Here is a 19318-nt window from a genome sequence, read left to right on the forward strand (position 1 = left end):
TCCCCGACACGGAGTCGATGACCATGCGCAAGCTGACTGCCGTTCTCCTGCTGGGGCTCGCCGGGGCCGTGGTCCTGCCGGCCCAGGCCGCCGAGGTGGCTGTGCTCGACTGGCGGGCGGCGCTGCTGGAGACCGAGGCCGCTCAGCGCGCGATGAATCAGTTCCGCAACCGGGTCGACGCGCGTCGGCAGCAGGCCGAAGCCCTGGGCCAGGAGTTGCAACAGATGCAGCAGCGCCTCCGGGAGGAGGGTGAGCCGATGCCCGAGTCCGAGCGTCGCTCGACGCTGCAGGCCTTCCAGCAGAAGGGGCAGCGCTTCGAGCAATTGCGCCGCGACATCCTCCAGGAGCGCCAGCAGGCCGAGCAGGCCCTTCTGGAACAGGCCGAGCCCAAGCTGGATCAGGCGGTGGGGCAGGTCGTCGCCCGGCATGATGTGCAGGTCCTGGTGGACCCCAACGGCGTGCTCAAGGCCGAGGGGGACCTGCCCGATCTGACCGGGGAAGTGACCGAGATCCTCAATTCGCTCGACTGAGCGGGCCCTAGACTTTTTCGACACCGGGTTCCCATGACACAAGATTCTCCAACCCTGAGCCTCGCCGAGATCGCCGCGCACCTGGGAGCACGCCTCCAGGGCGACGGCGAGCGACGGGTCCGTGGCCTGGCCACCCTGCGGGACGCCGGGCCGGAGCAGGTGAGCTTCCTGGCCAACCGGGCCTACCTCAAGGACCTGCCGGGCACCCGGGCCGCCGCCGTCCTGCTGCACCCGAGCCATGCCGGGGAATGTCCCTGCGACTGCCTGACCCTGGACAACCCCTACCTCGGCTATGCCGAGCTGTCGCGGCTCTTCGACCCCCTGGCGGGACGGGAGACCGTCGGTGTCCATCCTTCCGCGGTGGTCGGCGAGGGCGTGACGTTGGGCGAGGGCGTGGCGATCGGTCCCCAGGCGGTGGTCGAGGCCGGGGTCGTGCTCGGCGACCACGTCGTCATCGGGCCCGGCTGCGTGGTCGGGGCGGATACCTGGATCGGGGCCGGCACCCGGCTGCACGCCAATGTCACCGTCTACCATGGCGTGGTGGTCGGTGAGCGGGGCATCCTGCACAGCGGCTGTGTGATCGGCGCCGACGGCTTCGGCTTCGCCCACGACGGTGGCGGCTGGCACAAGATCGCCCAGCTCGGGGGCGTGGTCCTGGGCGACGATGTCGAGGTCGGCAGCTGCTCGAGCATCGACCGCGGTGCCCTGGGCGATACCGTGATCGGCAATGACGTCAAGATCGACAGCCAGGTGCAGATCGCCCACAACGTGCAGGTCGGCGATCACAGTGCGCTGGCCGGCTGTGTGGGCATCGCCGGTTCCACACGGGTCGGTCGTCATTGCATGCTCGGCGGCGGTGTGGGCCTGTCGGGCCACCTGACGATCTGCGACGGGGTCCAGGTCACCGGCATGAGCCTGGTCACCAACTCGATTCACCAGCCGGGGGTCTACTCCTCCGGCACCGGCGCCATGGACAATGCCCAGTGGCGTCGCAACGCGGTGCGCTTCAAGCAGCTCGACGAGATCGCGCGTCGCCTGAGCCGGCTCGAGAAAGCCGGCCGCGGCGGTTGAGGCCACCTGCCTGGGCGGTATAATCCCCCGCCCATCCGTCGACCCGGTGTCGACGGCCATGCTCGCCGTGCGGGGCGGGCATCCTGTCATTTCAGAGGTCGCTACGATGGTAATGGACATCAACGAGATTCGTGAGTATCTGCCCCACCGCTATCCCTTCCTGCTGGTGGATCGGGTAACGGAGCTTGCCCTTGGCGAATCCATCGTTGCCTACAAGAATGTCAGCATCAACGAGCCGTTCTTCACTGGCCACTTCCCGCACCACCCGATCATGCCGGGCGTGCTGGTCATCGAGGCGCTCGCTCAGGCCTGCGGTATTCTCGGCTTCAAGACCGTCAACAAGCTGCCGGCCGACGGCTATGTCTACTACCTGGTCGGCAGCGACAACGTACGCTTCAAGCGCCCGGTGATGCCCGGCGACCAGCTGGAGCTGCGAGCCGACGTGATTCGCGAGAAGCGAGGCATCTGGAAGTTCCGCTGCAAGGCCACCGTGGCCGGCGAGGTGGCCTGCGAGGCCGACATCATCTGTGCCGAGAGGAAGGTCGCTTGATTCATCCCACCGCCATCGTAGACCCCGGGGCGCGTCTGGCCGATGACGTCGAGGTGGGGCCCTTCACGGTGATCGGCGCCGACGTCGAGATCGGCGCTGGCTCACGCATCGGGCCGCACGTGGTGGTCAAGGGGCCCACCGTGCTCGGCGAGCGCACGCGCATCTTCCAGTTCGCCTCGGTGGGGGAGGACTGCCAGGACAAGAAGTACGCCGGCGAACCGACCCGCCTGGTGATGGGCGACGACAACGTCATCCGCGAGGGCGTCACCCTGCACCGGGGTACCGTCCAGGACCGCGGCGAGACCACCATCGGCTCGCGCAACCTGTTCATGGCCTATGTCCACGTCGGCCATGACTGCGTGATCGGCCATGACTGCATCCTGGCCAACCAGGTGACCCTGGCCGGCCACGTCCATCTGGGCGATTTCGTGATTCTCGGCGGCCTCTCCGCCATCCACCAGTTCTGCCGGTTCGGCGACCACGCCATGGCCGGGGGCGGCTCGATCATCACCAAGGACACCCCGGCCTACGTGATGATCAATGGCAACCCCGCCCAGGTGCATGGCCTGAATCTGGTGGGGCTGCGTCGACGCGGCTTCTCGAACGAGGCGATCCGCGCCCTGAACGAGGCCTACAAGCTGGTCTATCGTCAGGGCATGACCGTCGAGCAGGCGCTGACCGAGATCCGCGCGCGCTATGCGCTGCCCGAGACCGAGGCCTTTGCCGCCTCCATCGAGGCCTCGACGCGCGGCATCGTGCGCTGAGCCCGGCGTCGTGAGTACCGGCATGCGTGTCTATCTGGTGGCCGGCGAGCTGTCCGGCGACATCCTCGGCGCCGGCCTGATGCGGGCCCTCAAGGCGCGCCATCCGGAGATCGCCTTTCGCGGCATCGGCGGGCCGCGCATGATCGACGAGGGCATGGACAGCCGCTTCCCGCTGGAGACCCTGTCGGTGATGGGGCTGGTCGAGGTGGTCAAGCACCTGCCCGAGCTGCTGCGGGTACGCCGTACCCTGAAGCGCGACGCCCTCGACTGGCAACCCGACATCATGGTCGGCATCGATGCCCCGGACTTCAACCTCGGCCTGGAGCGCCAGCTTCGCGAGGCCGGCATCACCACCGCCCACTATGTCAGCCCCTCCGTATGGGCCTGGCGCCAGGGCCGGGTCAAGGGCATCGCCCGTTCCGTGGACGCCATGCTCACCTTCCTGCCCTTCGAGGCGGCCTTCTATGCCCGCCACCGCGTGCCCGTGGCCTTCGTCGGCCATCCGCTCGCCGACGAGCTGCCGCTGGTCAACGACCGGCAGGGCGCCCGGGAGGCCCTGGGGCTGCCGGCCTCGGGCCCGCTGCTGGCGGTGCTGCCGGGCTCCCGGGCCAACGAGATCCGTTTCCTCGGGGCGACCTTCCTCAACACGGCGGAGCGGCTGTGCCGCGAGCGCGAGGCGCTACGGGTGGTCATCCCCGCCGCCACTCCGGCGCGACGCGCCGAGCTCGAGACCCTGCTCTTGGAGCGCCAGGCGCTGCACGGGCGGGTGACCCTGGTCGATGGCCGGTCGCGGGAGGCGATGGTGGCCAGCGACCTGGTGCTGCTGGCCTCGGGCACCGCGGCGCTGGAGGCGATGCTCTGCCATCGGCCCATGCTGGTCGCCTACCGCATGGCGCCGATGACCCACTGGCTGGCCAGGCGGCTGGTCAAGACCGAGTGGATCTCGCTGCCCAACCTGATCGCCCGGGAGACCCTGGTGCCGGAACTGATCCAGGACGCGGCCACTCCGGCGACCATCGCCGCCCGGCTCGCCGCGCTGCTCGACGATGCCGAGGGGCGGGCCGACCTGGAGGCGCGCTTCGCCGAGATGCATGCCGGCCTGCAGCGCGATGCCAGCCGGCGTGCCAGCGAGGCCCTCGAGGCCCTGGTGGCGGGGCGGGCGCTGCCCCCCAGCGTGGCCCCCGAGCCGGCCGCGGGAGAAGGCCCATGAGGGCCGAGGCGTTCCCCCCGCTGGTCATCGACTACCGGGGCCGGCTGCTGGCCGGCGTCGACGAGGTCGGGCGCGGTCCCCTGGTCGGCCCGGTGGTGGCTGCGGCGGTGATCCTCGACCCGGCCGCGCCCATCGACGGGCTCGGCGATTCCAAGACGCTCACCGCCGGGCGACGGGAGGCCCTCGACGGCGAGATTCGCGCCCGGGCCCTGGCCTTCGCGGTGGCCGAGGCCAGCGCCGCCGAGATCGACGCGCACAACATTTATCATGCGACCCACCTGGCCATGCGTCGCGCCATCGATGCCCTGTCGCCCGCGGCGGAGTACCTGCTGGTGGACGGCAACCGCCTCCCGGGGCATCATGTGCCCGGCCAGGCGGTGGTCAAGGGCGATGCCCGTCATCCGGCGATCGCGGCGGCCTCGATACTGGCCAAGGTGGCCCGGGACGCCGGCATGCGGGCCCTGGATGCCCGTCATCCCGGCTACGGCTTCGCCCGCCACAAGGGATACCCGACGCGGGAGCACCTGGATGCCCTGGAGCGCCTGGGCACCCTGCCCGAGCATCGCCGCTCCTTCGCTCCCGTGAAACGCCAGCTGGCCCGGTTCTAGGGTCGACGGCCCGATTCCTGTTCATCAACGCCCCGAGTCCGCCATGACCGCTCCCTTCGTTCATCTCCGCGTCCACAGCGAATTCTCCCTGGTCGACGGCCTGGTGCGTCTCAAGCCGCTGGTCAAGGCGGCGGTGGCCCAGGGCACGCCGGCCCTGGCCCTCACCGACGAGGCCAACCTCTTCGCCCTGGTCAAGTTCTATGGCGGCGCCCAGGGTGCCGGCCTCAAGCCGATCATCGGCAGCGACCTGTGGCTGGCGAACCCGCATGACGAGGCGCACCCCTACCGGCTCACCCTGCTGGCGATGGACGACGTCGGCTATCGCAACCTCACCGAGCTGATCTCCCGGGGGTGGGTCGAGGGGCAGCAGGGCGGCCAGGCCCTGCTCGACAAGGCCTGGGTGCTCGAGCAGAGCGAGGGCCTGATCGCCCTGTCCGGTGGCCGCGAGGGCGAGATCGGGCGGCACCTGCTCACCGATCACCATGACGAGGCCCGCGGTCTGCTCGAGGCCTGGCAGGCCGCCTTCCCCGGGCGCTTCTACCTGGAGCTCACCCGCACCGGCCGGCCGCTGGAGGAGGAGTGCGTGCACCTCTCGGTGGACCTGGCCATCGAGACCGACACCCCGGTGGTGGCCACCAACGACGTGCGCTTCCTCGAGCGCGAGGACTTCTGGGCCCACGAGACCCGGGTGGCCATCGGCGAGGGCAAGGCCCTGGACGATCCCCGGCGCGAGCGGTGCTACACCGAGGAGCAGTACCTCAAGAGCCCCGAGGAGATGGCCGAGCTGTTCGCCGACATTCCCGAGGCCCTGGACAACAGCGCCATGATCGCGGCGCGCTGCAACGTCGACGTGCGCCTGGGCGAGATCTTCCTGCCGGAGTACGAGATCCCCGAGGGCATGACCCAGGACGAGTTCTTCCGCAAGATCTCCCACGACGGCCTCACCGAGCGCCTGGACTTCCTCTACCCGGCCGAGCGCTATCCCCGGGACGGGGCCGAGTACGCCGAGATCGACGCCCGCTACCGCCAGCGCCTCGACTTCGAGCTCGACATCATCCTGCAGATGGGCTTCCCCGGGTACTTCCTGATCGTGATGGACTTCATCCAGTGGGCCAAGGACAACGACGTTCCGGTGGGCCCGGGGCGGGGGTCCGGCGCTGGCTCGCTGGTGGCCTACGCTCAGAAGATCACCGACCTGGACCCGCTCGAGTACGACCTGCTGTTCGAGCGCTTCCTCAACCCGGAGCGGGTGTCGATGCCCGACTTCGACGTCGACTTCTGCATGGAGAAGCGCGACCGGGTGATCGAGTACGTGGCCGAGCGCTACGGCCGCGACGCCGTCTCGCAGATCGTCACCTTCGGCACCATGGCCGCCAAGGCGGTGGTGCGCGACGTGGCCCGCGCCCAGGGCAAGCCCTACTCGCTGGGCGACAAGCTCTCCAAGCTGATCCCCTTCGAGGTCGGCATGACGCTGGCCAAGGCGATCGAGGACGAGCCCCAGCTCAAGGACTTCCTCGAGGCCGACGAGGAGGCCCAGGAGATCTGGGACATGGCGCTCAAGCTCGAGGGCATCACCCGGGGCACCGGCAAGCACGCCGGCGGGGTGGTGATCGCGCCGACCAAGCTCACCGACTTCTCGCCGCTGCTCTGCGACGAGGACGGCAACGGGCTGGTGGTGCAGTTCGACAAGAACGACATCGAGGACGCCGGGCTGGTCAAGTTCGACTTCCTGGGCCTGCGTACCCTGACCATCATCGACTGGGCGCTGGAGATGGTCGACAAGGTACGTGCCGTCGAGGGGCAGGGACCGCTGGATATCGACGCCATCCCGCTGGACGACAAGCCGACCTTCGAGATGCTCAAGAAGGCCGAGACCACGGCGGTGTTCCAGCTCGAATCCCGCGGCATGAAGGAGCTGATCAAGCGCCTGCTGCCGGACTCGCTGGAGGACATGATCGCCCTGGTGGCGCTGTTCCGCCCCGGCCCCCTGCAGTCGGGCATGGTCGACGACTTCATCAACCGCAAGCATGGCCGGGCCGAGATCTCCTATCCCCACCCGGACTATCAGCACGAGCTGCTCAAGCCGGTGCTGGAGCCGACCTACGGCATCATCCTCTACCAGGAGCAGGTGATGCAGATCGCCCAGGTGATGGCGGGCTACAGCCTGGGCCAGGCCGACATGCTGCGCCGCGCCATGGGCAAGAAGAAGCCCGAGGAGATGGCCAAGCAGCGCGCCGGCTTCATGGAGGGCTGCGCGGCCAACGGCATCGACAAGGATCTGGCGGGCAACATCTTCGACCTGGTGGAGAAGTTCGCCGGCTACGGTTTCAACAAGTCGCACTCCGCGGCCTACGGACTGGTGTCGTATCAGACGGCCTGGCTCAAGGCGCACTACCCTGGCCCCTTCATGGCGGCGGTGATGTCCACCGAGATGGACAACCTCGACAAGGTGGTGCCGCTGATCGAGGAGTGCCGCCACCTGGGGCTCACGGTGACCCCGCCGGATGTCAACGTCGGCGGCTACAAGTTCACCGTCGATCCCGAGGCGCGGGTGGTCTATGGCCTCGGCGCCATCCGCGGCGTCGGCGAGGGGCCCATCGGCGCCATCGTCGAGGCTCGCGAGGAGGGCGGCGCCTTCCGTGACCTCTTCGACTTCTGCAAGCGGGTCGATCCCAAGCGCATGAACAAGCGCACTCTGGAGGCGCTGATCCGCTCCGGCGCCCTGGACACCCTGGGGCCGAGCCGGGCGGTGCTCGCGGCGGCCCTGGAGGATGCCCTGAAGGCGGCGGCCCAGAACCAGACCAACCAGAACCTCGGCATGATGGACATGTTCGGCGAGGCCTTCGCCGCGCCGGACAATGGCGACTCGGACGCCTACGCCGACTACCGGCGGGTGCGCGACTGGTCGGACAAGGAGCGCCTGGCCGGCGAGAAGGACACCCTGGGGCTCTACCTGACCGGCCACCCCATCGACGAGTACGAGAAGGAGCTCGAGCGCTTCGTCTCCACGCGCATCAGCGAGCTCAAGCCGTCCCGGGAGCCCCAGCGGGTCGCCGGCCTGGTGGTGGGCCTGCGCACCATGAAATCCAAGCGCGGCGACACCATGGCCTTCGTCACCCTGGACGATCGCACCGGACGCATCGAGGCCTCGCTGTTCGGCGAGCTCTTCGACGCCCTGCGCGGCCGCCTCGACACCGACCAGGTGCTGATCGTCGAGGGCGAGGTCTCCAGCGACGACTATTCGGGGGGGCTGCGGCTACGCGGCAAGGAAATCACCCCGATGGTCGATGCCCGCACCCGCTACGGCCAGGCGGTGGAGCTGTCCCTGGATGGTGCCCGGGTCAACGGCCGCCTGGTGGACAGCCTGCGCGACAGCCTCGCGCCCTACCGCGACGGCAGCGGCTTGCCGGTGCGGCTGCGCTACCGCAACGCCGAGGCCACCGGCTGGCTGGAACTGGCCGAGGACTGGAAGGTCACCCCTTCCGACGAGCTGCTGATCGCCCTGCGCGAGGTGGAGGGGCAGGACGGTGTCCGCCTCAAGTACCGCTGAGCCGCGGCGAGATCCGCCCCCTCGCTGCCGGCCCGGACTTGCCTTGCGCCGTGCACTGAGGGTGCGATAATGCCCCACATTCGACGCTTCCCCCGGTCGTCCCGCGGCCGACGAGACAAGGCTAGCCCATGAATCCCAACTACCTAGACTTCGAACAGCCCATCGCCGAGCTCCAGGCCAAGATCGAGGAGCTGCGCCTGGTCGGCAACGACAGCCAGGTCAACCTCAGCGACGAGATCGGCCGGCTCGAGGACAAGAGCCGCAAGCTGACCGAGTCGATCTTCAAGGACCTGACCCCCTGGCAGGTGTCCCAGCTGTCCCGTCATCCCCAGCGGCCCTACACCCTGGACTACCTGGAGCACGTCTTCACCGACTTCGACGAGCTCCACGGGGATCGCCGCTTCGCCGATGACGCCGCCATCGTCGGCGGGGTGGCCCGCCTGGACGACCGGCCGGTGATGGTCATCGGCCACCAGAAGGGCCGCGACGTCAAGGAGAAGGTGCGCCGCAACTTCGGCATGCCGCGTCCCGAGGGCTACCGCAAGGCCTGCCGCCTGATGGAGATGGCCGAGCGCTTCAAGATGCCGGTGCTCACCTTCATCGACACCCCCGGGGCCTATCCCGGTATCGATGCCGAGGAGCGTGGCCAGAGCGAGGCCATCGCCTACAACCTGGGGGTGATGTCGCGGCTCAAGACACCGATCCTCGCCACCGTGGTGGGCGAGGGCGGCTCCGGCGGGGCGCTGGCCATCGGCGTATGCGACGAGCTGGCGATGCTGCAGTATTCCACCTATGCGGTGATCTCTCCCGAGGGCTGCGCCTCCATCCTCTGGAAAAGCGCCGAGAAGGCCTCCGACGCGGCCCAGGCCATGGGCATCACCGCCGAGCGCCTCAAGGAGCTGGGCTTCGTCGACACCCTGATCCCCGAGCCCCTGGGCGGCGCCCATCGCCACCCGGAGGCCACCGCCGAGCGCATCAAGACCTCGCTGCTGGCGAGCCTCGACCGACTGGAGGGCCTGGACACCGAGACCCTGCTCGAGCGTCGGTACGAGCGGCTGATGTCCTACGGCGCCCCGGTCTGATATCGGGCTTGTCTGCGCTCGATCTGGCGGTGTTGGAGACGACCTCATCCTGCTCATTCATCCGTCGGTAAACTCCGCGGCTTCGGTCTTCTCCGCCTTGCGACCCACAGGGATGTGGGAAGTGCGTTGGCCCATCGGGAACGGGCCTGGCCCTGATCGTCGCTCGAGGAGGCCGACGGCTTGGGGGCTCCGCGAATGGCGACGTAAGCGGACGTCTCCATGGCGGTAGGGTGGAGGCGCGATAGTGCCTCCATCGATTCGTCCGAGCGGTATCCCTGCCCATGCGCCCCGAGCCCTCCTCCCTGCAAGCCCTGATCGACGACGCCCTGGCCCGGACTCCGCCGGGGTGTTGCGTCTGGGTGGCCCTCTCCGGCGGGCTGGATTCCTGCCTGCTGCTGACCCTCGCCGCCGACGCCTGCCGCCGCCATCCACGCCCGCTGCGGGCCCTGCACGTGCATCATGGCCTGCAGGTCGCCGCCGACGCCTTCGAACGCCACTGTCGATGGCTGGCCTCGCGGCTCGGCGTGCCGCTGGACGTCGTCCACGTCAGCGTCGACCCGGCGGCGGGCCGTGGGCTCGAGGGAGAGGCCCGCGCCGCCCGCTACGCCGCCTTCGCGCGCCGGGTCCGCGAGGGCGAGACCCTGTGGCTGGCCCAGCACCGTGACGACCAGGCCGAGACCTTCCTGCTCGCCGCCCTGCGCGGTGCCGGCCCCCGTGGCCTCGCCGCCATGCCCGAGGCGCGCAGGCTCGAGCCGGGGCGGGACGGCGCACGGCTGTCGCGCCCGCTGCTCGGCGTGTCCCGGTCCACCCTCGAGGTCGAGGCCGGCCGGCGGGGCCTGGCCTGGGTCGAGGATCCGAGCAATGCCGAGGAGGGCCCGGACCGCAACTTCCTGCGCCACCGGGTCCTGCCGCTGCTGGCCGGGCGCTGGCCCCGGGCGGGGGAGGGCCTGGCGCGCAGCGCGGCGCTGGCCGGTGAGGCCGAAGGGCTGCTCGAGGAGCTGGCCGCCGAGGACCTGGCCCGGCTGGGCGGTGACCCCGGGCGCCTGCCGGTCGCCGACCTGCTGGCCCTGTCGGCCCCGCGCCGGCGCCTGCTGGTGCGTCACTGCCTCGAGCGGCTGGGGTTGCCGCGGCCCCCGGCCCGCCGCCTGGCGGCGCTGCTCGACCAGCTCGCGGCGTCCCGCGATGCGGCGGTGCGGGTGGCCTGGCCCGGCGCCGAGGCGCGGGTCTGGCGGGCGCGACTCCACCTGATGGCCCCACCGTGCCCGCTGGCGCCGGCGTGGCGGGCCGACTGGGATGGCCAGGCACCCCTGGCGACGCCCCTGGGCCGGCTGGGAGTGCGCCTCGTCTCCCGGGCGGGCGGGCCGGTGTCGCTGCGCCTGACCCCGCGGCGTGGCGGCGAGCGCCTGCGGCTGGCCGGGCGCGGCCGTCGCGACCTCAAGCGGTTGTTGCAGGAGTGGGGGGTGCCGCCCTGGGAGCGCGACCGGCTGCTGGTGGCCTGGCACGGCGACCGGGTAGTGGCGGTCGGCCGACCCGACGGCTGGTTGGCCTGTGCCGAGGGCTGGGAGGCACCCTGAAGCCGGCTCAGCGGGTGGTCAGGGTCAGCGGCAGGCCGACCGCCTGCTGGTAGCCGGCCTCCTGCTCCAGGTCGGCGAGCAGCAGGTTCGGTTCGTCGCTCGTGTCGAGGTGCAGGTGAAGGGTCTCGCCGTCGGCCTCGAGCCCCGGCAGGGCCGGTGGCTGTTCGGGGCGCGAGTGGTTGAGGATCACCGCCAGGCGCAGCAGGCGGGCCAGCCGGGCATGGGAGCGCCGCTCGGCAGTGGGCAGGGCCTGCCACTCCTTGGCCGGGAACTTGCGGCGGTGGGCGCGCACCAGGAAGGCCAGCAGGCGCTGCTCCGGCCGGGAGAAGCCGGCCAGGTCGGAGTATTCCAGCAGGTAGGCGCCGTGACGATGGAACTGGCTGTGGGAGATGGCCAGGCCGACCTCGTGGAGGCGGCTCCCCCACTCGAGGAAGCGGGCCTGGTCGTCGTCCAGCTCCCAGGCCTCGCGGACCTGGTCGAGCAAGCCGAGGGCCGTGCTGGCCACATTGTCCGCCTGGCGGCCGTCGACCCCGTAGCTTCGCGACAGGTTGTCCAGGGTCTTGAGGCGGGAATCCTCGGGGCTGTTGCGGCCCACCATGTCATAGAGCACGCCCTCGCGCAGGGCCCCGTCGGCATAGCGCATCTCGTCCAGCGCGAAGGCCTCGAAGACGGCGCCGAGGATGGCGATACCGGCCGGAAACACCCTGGCGCGGTCGGCCTTGAGCCCGGCCATGGCGACCTTGTCCAGGCGCTTGCACTTGATCAGCCGCTTGCGCAGGTCGAGCAGCCCCTGGCGGGTGATCACGCCCTCCGGCCCCAGGCCGGCGGCGGCGATCACCGCGGCCGCGGCCTTGATGGTGCCGCTGGAGCCCACCGGGTCGGCCCAGCCGATGGTCTGGTAGGGGCGGCGGATGTTGGCGAGTTCCGAGAGGGCCGCCAGCTCGGCGCGGCGCATGCGCTTCTCGGTGATCTCGCCGCTGTCGAAGAAGCGCCGGGTGAAGGTCACGCAACCCATCCGCAGGCTCTCCAGGGCCAGCGGCTCGAAGCGCTCACCGATGATGAACTCGGTGGACCCGCCGCCGATGTCGACGATCAGCCGCCGGCCGTCCTCGGCCACCGCGTGAGCCGCCCCCAGGTAGATCAGGCGGGCCTCCTCGCGGCCGGCGATGACCTCGATGCGGGTGCCCAGCAGGGCCTCGGCGCGTTCGATGAAGTCCTGGCTGTTCGCGGCGTCGCGCAGGGCATTGGTGCCCACCACGCGCAGGTCGCGGCGACCGATGCCCTCCAGGAAGGGGGCGAAGCGGGCCAGGCAGTCCAGGGCCCGGGTCATGGCGTCCTCGCCGAGGAGACCGTCCTCGTCGAGCCCGGCGGCCAGCTGCACCTTCTCGCCGAGTCGGGCGACCACCTGCAGCCGATCATCCTGGTAGTTGGCGACCAGCAGGTGGAAACTGTTGGAGCCGAGGTCGATGGCGGCAAGGCGGCGGGGCTCGGGGGCGATCGCAGGTTCGCTGGCGGTGGCGGCGAACCGGTCCGTTGGCGCTGTCATGGCGGGTCCTTGAGGGTGACTGGGCAAAGGTTGCGGGCCGCTCCCGGCCATGTCAATCGCGCCTTGGCCGGGGGGAATCGCGAGGCTTGCGTTTCCTGACGGCGTTGACTAATATCGAGGCGTTCGCCTGTTCCGAATGCTTTCCGACCGCTCACGGCGACTGCGCCGCGGTCATTTCCAAGTCGTCAGATAGCCCACTGCATCAGCCCGCGATCCTGGCCCTCGGCCACGACCCGCTGATTCAGGCGAAAACGAACCTGCTCCCTCGCTCCCGAACTGGCCCGGCAGCCCTTCTCAGGCGGTTGTCAGCCCACGGCCATACGAAGCACACGACGAGTGGCAGCCTGTCCGGGCTCTGAACGCATCCACGCGGCGTTACCGTCTCGCCTCCTGTCTCATACGGCGCATGACTGCCCGGCTTCCACGAGCAACTTCTGAACACACCGATGAATCTTACCGAACTCAAGCAAAAGCCCGTGCCGGAACTCCTGGAGATCGCCCGTGAAATGGGCATCGACAACCTGGCACGCTCCCGCAAGCAGGACATCATCTTCGCCATCCTCAAGAAGCACGCCAAGAGCGGCGAGGCTATCTACGGCGACGGCGTGCTGGAGATCCTGCAGGACGGATTCGGCTTCCTGCGCAGTGCCGACAGCTCCTACCTGGCCGGCCCCGATGACATCTATGTCTCGCCGTCCCAGATCCGGCGCTTCAACCTGCGCAAGGGCGACTCCATCTCCGGCAAGATTCGTCCGCCCAAGGAAGGGGAGCGTTACTTCGCGCTGTTGAAGGTCAGCGAGATCAACTTCGACAAGCCCGAGAACGCCAAGCACAAGATCCTCTTCGAGAACCTCACGCCGCTGTTCCCCCAGGAGCGGCTGCGCATGGAGATCGGCAATGGCTCCACCGAGGACCTGACGGCGCGAATCATCGACCTCACCGCCCCCATCGGCAAGGGCCAGCGTGGCCTGCTCGTCTCGCCTCCCAAAGCAGGCAAGACGCTGATGCTGCAGAACATCGCCACCTCCATCACCCGCAACAATCCCGAGTGCCACCTGATTGTGCTGCTGATCGACGAGCGGCCCGAGGAGGTCACCGAGATGTCGCGGACGGTGCGCGGCGAGGTGGTGGCCTCGACCTTCGACGAGCCGCCGGCGCGTCACGTCCAGGTGGCCGAGATGGTCATCGAGAAGGCCAAGCGGCTGGTCGAGCACAAGAAGGACGTGGTGATCCTGCTCGACTCCATCACCCGCCTGGCCCGGGCCTACAACACCGTGGTGCCCTCCTCGGGCAAGGTGCTCACCGGCGGCGTCGACGCCCACGCCCTGGAGAAGCCCAAGCGCTTCTTCGGCGCGGCGCGCAACATCGAGGAGGGCGGCAGCCTGACCATCATCGCCACGGCGCTGGTCGACACCGGCTCCAAGATGGACGAGGTGATCTTCGAGGAGTTCAAGGGCACCGGCAACATGGAGGCCCACCTCGACCGCAAGCTGGCCGAGAAGCGGGTCTATCCGGCGCTTAACATCCGCCGCTCCGGCACCCGTCGCGAGGACCTGATCGCCTCCGAGGAGGAGATGCAGCGCATGTGGATCCTGCGCAAGCTGCTCAACCCCATGGAAGACGTGGCGGCCACCGAGTTCCTCATCGACCGGCTGAAGGATACCAAGACCAACCTGGAATTCTTCGAGGCCATGAAGCGACGTTGATGGTGTCCTGCTGCGCTTGACGATGCGGTGTGGGAATACAGCGGGGCGCCAGGCCGGTCGAGCAGCTGAGTGACGGATTCCGCGCGGCGCTCTGGATTCGCGACGTCCATGTCGCTCGCGCCATGAGCCGCGCAGCCGCCCACATCGTCTGTCCTGACGAGTCGTCGCTGACTGCCGGCTCGACTGCCTGCTCCGTCCGCTCCCACTCGTGACGGACGGCCCCACCGCGTCTTGGCAGCGATATCTCCGAGGGCGAGCGCCGCGCGCCGTTTCCCCTCGCAGCATCCTCGAGGGGCAGCATGCTATGCTGCCCCTTTTGCCGTGTGTCGTTCAGCAAACGGGAAGGCCGCATGAAGTACAAGGATCTGCGCGAGTTCATCGCCGCGCTGGAGGAGCAGGGGGAGCTCAAGCGCGTCACCGCCGAGGTGGACCCCTATCTGGAGATCACCGAGATCTGCGACCGCACCCTGCGGGCCGGCGGGCCGGCACTGCTGTTCGAGAACGTCAAGGGCCACGACATGCCGCTGCTCGGCAACCTCTTCGGCACGCCGAAGCGGGTCGCCCTGGGCATGGGCCAGGACTCGGTCGATGCCCTGCGCGAGGTCGGCGAGCTGCTGGCCTTCCTCAAGGAGCCGGAACCGCCCAAGGGCTTCCGCGATGCCCTGGACAAGCTGCCGGTCTACAAGCAGGTCATGAGCATGGGGCCCAAGGTCCTGAAGCGGGCGCCGGTGCAGGAGGTGGTCCTCGAGGGCGACGCCGTCGACCTCGACCGCCTGCCCATCCAGCACTGCTGGCCCGGCGATGCCGCACCGCTGGTGACCTGGCCGCTGGTGATCACCCGGGGACCGCACAAGAAGCGCCAGAACCTCGGCATCTACCGCCAGCAGAAGCTGTCGCGCAACCGCCTGATCATGCGCTGGCTGTCCCACCGCGGCGGGGCGCTGGACTTCCAGGAATGGTGCCAGGCGCACCCCGGCGAGCCTTTCCCGGTGGCGGTAGCCCTGGGCGCCGATCCGGCGACCATCCTCGGCGCGGTGACGCCGGTGCCGGATAGCCTCTCGGAGTATGCCTTCGCCGGGCTGCTGCGCGGCTCGCGCACCGAGCTGGTCCGGTGTGGCCATGCCGACCTGGAGGTGCCGGCCTCCGCCGAGATCATCCTCGAGGGGGTCATCCATCCGGACGACACGGCCCCCGAGGGGCCCTACGGCGATCACACCGGCTACTACAACGAGGTGGAGAGCTTCCCGGTGTTCACGGTGACCCGTATGACCCTGCGCCGTGACGCCATCTATCATTCCACCTACACCGGCCGTCCCCCGGACGAGCCGGCGATCCTGGGGCTGGCGCTCAACGAGGTCTTCGTACCCATCCTGCGCCGCCAGTTCCCCGAGATCGTCGACTTCTACCTGCCGCCGGAGGGCTGTTCCTACCGCATGGCGGTGGTGACCATGAAGAAACAGTACCCCGGTCACGCCAAGCGGGTGATGATGGGCGTGTGGAGCTTCCTGCGCCAGTTCATGTATACCAAGTTCGTGGTGGTCCTCGACGACGACGTGGATGCCCGGGACTGGCAGGACGTGATCTGGGCCATCACCACCCGCATGGACCCGGCCCGGGATACGGTGCTGGTGGAGAACACGCCCATCGACTACCTGGACTTTGCCTCGCCGGTGGCGGGGCTGGGCTCCAAGATGGGGCTCGACGCCACCGGCAAGTGGCCCGGCGAGACCGACCGCGAGTGGGGCACGCCCATCGTCATGGACGCGGCCGTCAAGGCCCGGGTCAGCGAGCGGTGGGGCGAGCTGGGTATCGAATTCCCTGACACCGACAAGAGGCATTCATGACGGCAAGGACCCTGACCTGCCAGGTCGTCGAGGTCGAGGACCTCACCCCCGACGTCTTCCGTGTGCACCTGGAGGGCCGCGCCGAGGCCATGGCCCACGACCCCGGCCAGTACCTCGAGATGCAGCTGGACGACGCGACCTGGGTGCCCTTTTCCATTGCCAACGCCCACGGCGGCGACGGCCGGCTCGAGCTGCATATCCAGCACTGGCCGGAGCGGAGCAACTCCGCCCGGCTGCGCGAGCTGCTGGTGGAGGCCCAGCACCTGACCCTGCGCCTGCCCGGCGGCGACTGCGTGCTGGACCCCGACAGCGGGCGCCCCCTGCTGCTGGTTGCCGCCGGCACCGGCTTTGCCCAGATGAAGGCCATTGTCGAGGCGGCCCTGCACGCCGACCCGTCGCGCACCATTTCGCTGTGGTGGGCCGCCCGGGAACGCCGCGACCTCTACCTGGAGCGCCTGGCCCGGGAGTGGGCCGCGCAGCATATGGGCGTGACCTTCCATGGCGTCTGTGAGCAGCCGCTGGAGGCGGGCTTCGAGGCCGAGCGGGTGGTCAGCCACCGGGGACGGATCGACGAGGCCCTCGCCGAGAACCTCGACGACGTCTCCGCCCATGACGTCTACCTATCCGGCTCGCCCGGCATGGTCTATGCCTGCGTCGACGTCCTGGCCTCGTTGGGACTGGTGCCATCCCGGGTGTTTTCCGACGTCTTCGCCTATGCGCCCCGGGACCCGCTGGTGCCGACGGTGGGCAGTCTGGTGCGGGAGCGGCGGGCATGAGCGCCTCGCCCATCCTGATCACCGGCGGCGCCCAGCGCCTGGGGCGGCACTGTGCCGAACGGCTCGTCGACGAGGGCCATCCGGTAATCATCAGCTACCGTCGCGAGCGTCCTGCCCTGGATGCGCTGCGCGCACGCGGCATCGTCACCCTGCGGGCCGACTTCGCCAGCGAAGCCGGCATCCAGGATTTCCTGGTGCGGCTGCGGGCCGAGACCTCGTCGCTGCGGGCCATCGTGCACAATGCCAGCGACTGGGCGCCGGACACGACGGACGACGATGCCGGGGAGAACTTCGAGCGGCTGTTCCGGGTGCATATGCTGGCGCCCTACCTGATCAACCTGCATGCGCGCGACCTGCTCGAGGCCTGCGGCGAGCCGATGCGTGACATCGTGCACATGACCGACTACGTGGCCCGCAAGGGCTCGCGCAAGCACGCCGCCTATGCCGCCACCAAGGCCGGACTCGAGAACCTGACCCTGTCCTTCGCGGCGATGTATGCGCCCTCGATCCAGGTCAACGCCATCGCCCCGGCGATGATCATGCTGAACGAGGGGGACGACGAGGCCTATGCCGAAAAGGCCAGGGCCAAGTCCGCCATGGGCCTGATCCCCGGGCCGGGGATCATCCACCAGAGCCTGCGCTACCTGCTCGATAACCGCTACGTGACCGGGATCACCCTGCCAGTCGATGGCGGCCGGCATCTTCGCTAGAATGCCGGTCATCCTGACGACCACCCCGAGAGGAGCATGACATGGCGGGACACGACGAGAACTTCAAGGACGACAGCGGCCTGCTGGCGGTCTTCCTGGGCCTGGCGGTGCTGGTTGGCATGAGCGCACTGCCGGCAACCATCGGCTGGGTGCAGCTGGCCACCGGTTGAGCTGCCAGGGGACCACGTCATCCTTGCCATCCGCTCCGCGAGACGGCAGGATGACAACAGACCTCAGGAGACGACCATGGTATCGAGCCGACTCATGACCCCCTGCGATTCGCTGTCTGCCTCCGTGGCAGCGGCCTCCCGTGATCGGAGGGAGTTCAGCGGTCTCGTTCACTATTGGCCGGGCTACTGGTTTAGCGCCGGCGTGCCGGCGGCCGTGTCCTGACCCAGCATCAAGGACCACGCCGCGAGGCACGCCCCGCCCAGGGTTGCCTCCGACCACAGAACCCCCGGACGGCCAACCCGCCCGGGGGTTCTGCATTGCAGGCCCCGAGACACGACGACAGGAGACGATCCATGACCGCATCGCATCGCGCCCACGCCGAGTTCTGCACCCTGGGACGGGACTATTATGGCTATGGTTGGCGATTTAGCGATACGCGGTCGGGCCAGGGCGCCACCTCCGACCGTGAGACTGCCGGTGGCATGACGACCAGCCGATGTTCCCGCTCACGGAGTTGACCCCCATGAACGCCCCCGTTTCCCTTGCCTGCCATTCGCTGAGCGACGCTACCGAGGCCCGTCGCGACACCACCCCCCAGCTGCCCACCCCCGAGGCCCTGCATCGGGCGCTGCCGCTCGAGCCGGCCCTGGCCCGGCGCATCGAGGGCCAGCGCCAGGCCATCCGCGAGATCCTCGCGGGCCGCGACGACCGACTGCTGGTGGTGGTCGGCCCCTGCTCGATCCATGACCCTGAAGCCGCCCTGGAGTATGCCCGGCGGCTGGCGGCGCTGGCCCCGCAGATCGAGGATCGCATCCTGCCGGTAATGCGGGTCTACGTGGAGAAGCCCCGCACCACCGTGGGCTGGAAGGGCCTGGCCTATGACCCGGACCTGGACGGTCGAGGTGACCTGGCCCGGGGCCTGACGCTGTCGCGCTCGCTGATGCGCGAGATCGCCGCGCTGGGGCTGCCGGTGGCTACCGAGCTGCTGCAGCCGATGCTCGCCCCCTACCTGGACGACCTGCTGGCCTGGGTGGCGATCGGCGCTCGCACCACCGAGTCCCAGCTGCATCGCGAGATGGCCAGCGGCCTCGAGGCCGTAGTGGGCTTCAAGAACGCCACCAGCGGCGACCTGCAGGTGGCCATCGATGCCATGCGCGCCGCGGCCCATCCCCACCAGCATTTCGCCATGGCACCGGATGGCCGGCCGATGGTGCGCGAGACTCCGGGCAACCCGCATACCCACGTAGTGCTGCGCGGCGGCCACGGCGAGCCCAACTACCGGGCGCCCGAGGTGGCCGCCAGCCGTCGGGCACTGGAGGCGTCCGGCCTGGCCCCTCGGCTGATGGTCGATTGCAGCCACGCCAATGCACGCAAGGACCATCGTCGCCAGAGCGAGGTGATGCTCGACGTCCTGGGGCAGCGCCTGGCCGGCGACTGCGCCCTGGTCGGGCTGATGCTGGAGAGTCATATCCACGAGGGCAAGCAGCCGCTGGTCCCGGGAAAGCTGCGCTACGGGGTCTCGGTCACCGACGCCTGTATCGGCTGGGAGACCACCGAGCACCTGCTGACGACCGCGGCGGAACGCCTGCGGGGGGCCAGTGTCGACGGGCGAGGCTAGCCGGGCTG

16 protein-coding genes are annotated in these 19318 nt (G+C 69.4%); 15 read left to right on the plus strand and 1 reads right to left on the minus strand.

The genetic code is table 11. The features are described from left to right. The first annotated feature begins 23 nt into the window (after positions 1-23). The 9 genes from EKG36_RS10835 to tilS all read left to right on the plus strand — a co-directional run bounded on the left by EKG36_RS10835 (position 24) and on the right by tilS (position 10939). Positions 24-530 carry an OmpH/Skp family outer membrane protein gene (locus tag EKG36_RS10835; protein WP_126483933.1) on the plus strand — a complete coding sequence of 169 codons (507 nt, stop codon included), beginning with the start codon at positions 24-26 and terminating at the stop codon, positions 528-530. A 33-nt stretch (positions 531-563) separates the two neighbouring features. Further along, positions 564-1601, plus strand: coding sequence for a UDP-3-O-(3-hydroxymyristoyl)glucosamine N-acyltransferase (lpxD, locus tag EKG36_RS10840; RefSeq protein ID WP_126483935.1), 1038 nt, complete (start codon positions 564-566; stop codon positions 1599-1601). A gap of 106 nt (positions 1602-1707) precedes the next feature. Beyond that, positions 1708-2151: a 3-hydroxyacyl-ACP dehydratase FabZ gene (fabZ, locus tag EKG36_RS10845; RefSeq protein WP_126483937.1), complete on the plus strand. Its 444-nt coding sequence runs from the start codon at positions 1708-1710 to the stop codon at positions 2149-2151. Then, entirely contained in the window at positions 2148-2915 is a 768-nt protein-coding gene (lpxA, locus tag EKG36_RS10850) for an acyl-ACP--UDP-N-acetylglucosamine O-acyltransferase (protein WP_126483939.1), read from the plus strand. Before fabZ ends, lpxA begins: the two co-directional genes overlap by 4 nt. A gap of 22 nt (positions 2916-2937) precedes the next feature. Beyond that, positions 2938-4125: a lipid-A-disaccharide synthase gene (gene lpxB, locus EKG36_RS10855; protein ID WP_126483941.1), complete on the plus strand. Its 1188-nt coding sequence runs from the start codon at positions 2938-2940 to the stop codon at positions 4123-4125. Further along, positions 4122-4733 carry a ribonuclease HII gene (gene rnhB, locus EKG36_RS10860; protein ID WP_126483943.1) on the plus strand — a complete coding sequence of 204 codons (612 nt, stop codon included), beginning with the start codon at positions 4122-4124 and terminating at the stop codon, positions 4731-4733. Before lpxB ends, rnhB begins: the two co-directional genes overlap by 4 nt. A gap of 43 nt (positions 4734-4776) precedes the next feature. Then, positions 4777-8283, plus strand: a complete 3507-nt coding sequence (dnaE, locus tag EKG36_RS10865) for a DNA polymerase III subunit alpha (protein WP_126483945.1) — start codon at positions 4777-4779, stop codon at positions 8281-8283. A 128-nt stretch (positions 8284-8411) separates the two neighbouring features. Beyond that, complete coding sequence (gene accA / locus EKG36_RS10870; protein WP_126483947.1) at positions 8412-9365, plus strand: acetyl-CoA carboxylase carboxyl transferase subunit alpha; 954 nt, start codon at positions 8412-8414, stop codon at positions 9363-9365. Between the two features lie 281 nt (positions 9366-9646). After that, entirely contained in the window at positions 9647-10939 is a 1293-nt protein-coding gene (gene tilS / locus EKG36_RS10875; protein ID WP_126483949.1) for a tRNA lysidine(34) synthetase TilS, read from the plus strand. Between the two features lie 7 nt (positions 10940-10946). Here the strand turns inward: tilS and ppx are convergent, their stop codons facing one another. Then, entirely contained in the window at positions 10947-12485 is a 1539-nt protein-coding gene (gene ppx / locus EKG36_RS10880) for an exopolyphosphatase (protein ID WP_126483952.1), read from the minus strand. A gap of 446 nt (positions 12486-12931) precedes the next feature. Here ppx and rho point away from each other — a divergent pair, with 446 nt between their 5' ends. From rho to EKG36_RS10905, 6 genes are all read left to right on the plus strand, one after another. Next, positions 12932-14191, plus strand: a complete 1260-nt coding sequence (gene rho / locus EKG36_RS10885; protein ID WP_126483954.1) for a transcription termination factor Rho — start codon at positions 12932-12934, stop codon at positions 14189-14191. Positions 14192-14541: 350 nt separating this feature from the next. Then, positions 14542-16035, plus strand: coding sequence for a 4-hydroxy-3-polyprenylbenzoate decarboxylase (gene ubiD / locus EKG36_RS10890; RefSeq protein WP_126483956.1), 1494 nt, complete (start codon positions 14542-14544; stop codon positions 16033-16035). After that, positions 16032-16811, plus strand: a complete 780-nt coding sequence (locus EKG36_RS10895; protein ID WP_126483958.1) for an NAD(P)H-flavin reductase — start codon at positions 16032-16034, stop codon at positions 16809-16811. Before ubiD ends, EKG36_RS10895 begins: the two co-directional genes overlap by 4 nt. After that, positions 16808-17521: a dihydromonapterin reductase gene (gene folM, locus EKG36_RS10900; protein ID WP_126483960.1), complete on the plus strand. Its 714-nt coding sequence runs from the start codon at positions 16808-16810 to the stop codon at positions 17519-17521. The genes EKG36_RS10895 and folM overlap by 4 nt, the downstream gene beginning before the upstream one ends. A gap of 41 nt (positions 17522-17562) precedes the next feature. Further along, positions 17563-17691: a hypothetical protein gene (locus EKG36_RS20945; RefSeq protein ID WP_263591145.1), complete on the plus strand. Its 129-nt coding sequence runs from the start codon at positions 17563-17565 to the stop codon at positions 17689-17691. A 524-nt stretch (positions 17692-18215) separates the two neighbouring features. Then, positions 18216-19310: a 3-deoxy-7-phosphoheptulonate synthase gene (locus EKG36_RS10905; protein ID WP_126483962.1), complete on the plus strand. Its 1095-nt coding sequence runs from the start codon at positions 18216-18218 to the stop codon at positions 19308-19310. Positions 19311-19318: the final 8 nt, after the last annotated feature.

Source organism: Halomonas nitroreducens (assembly GCF_003966155.1).
In the GTDB taxonomy this organism is placed as follows: domain Bacteria; phylum Pseudomonadota; class Gammaproteobacteria; order Pseudomonadales; family Halomonadaceae; genus Halomonas; species Halomonas nitroreducens.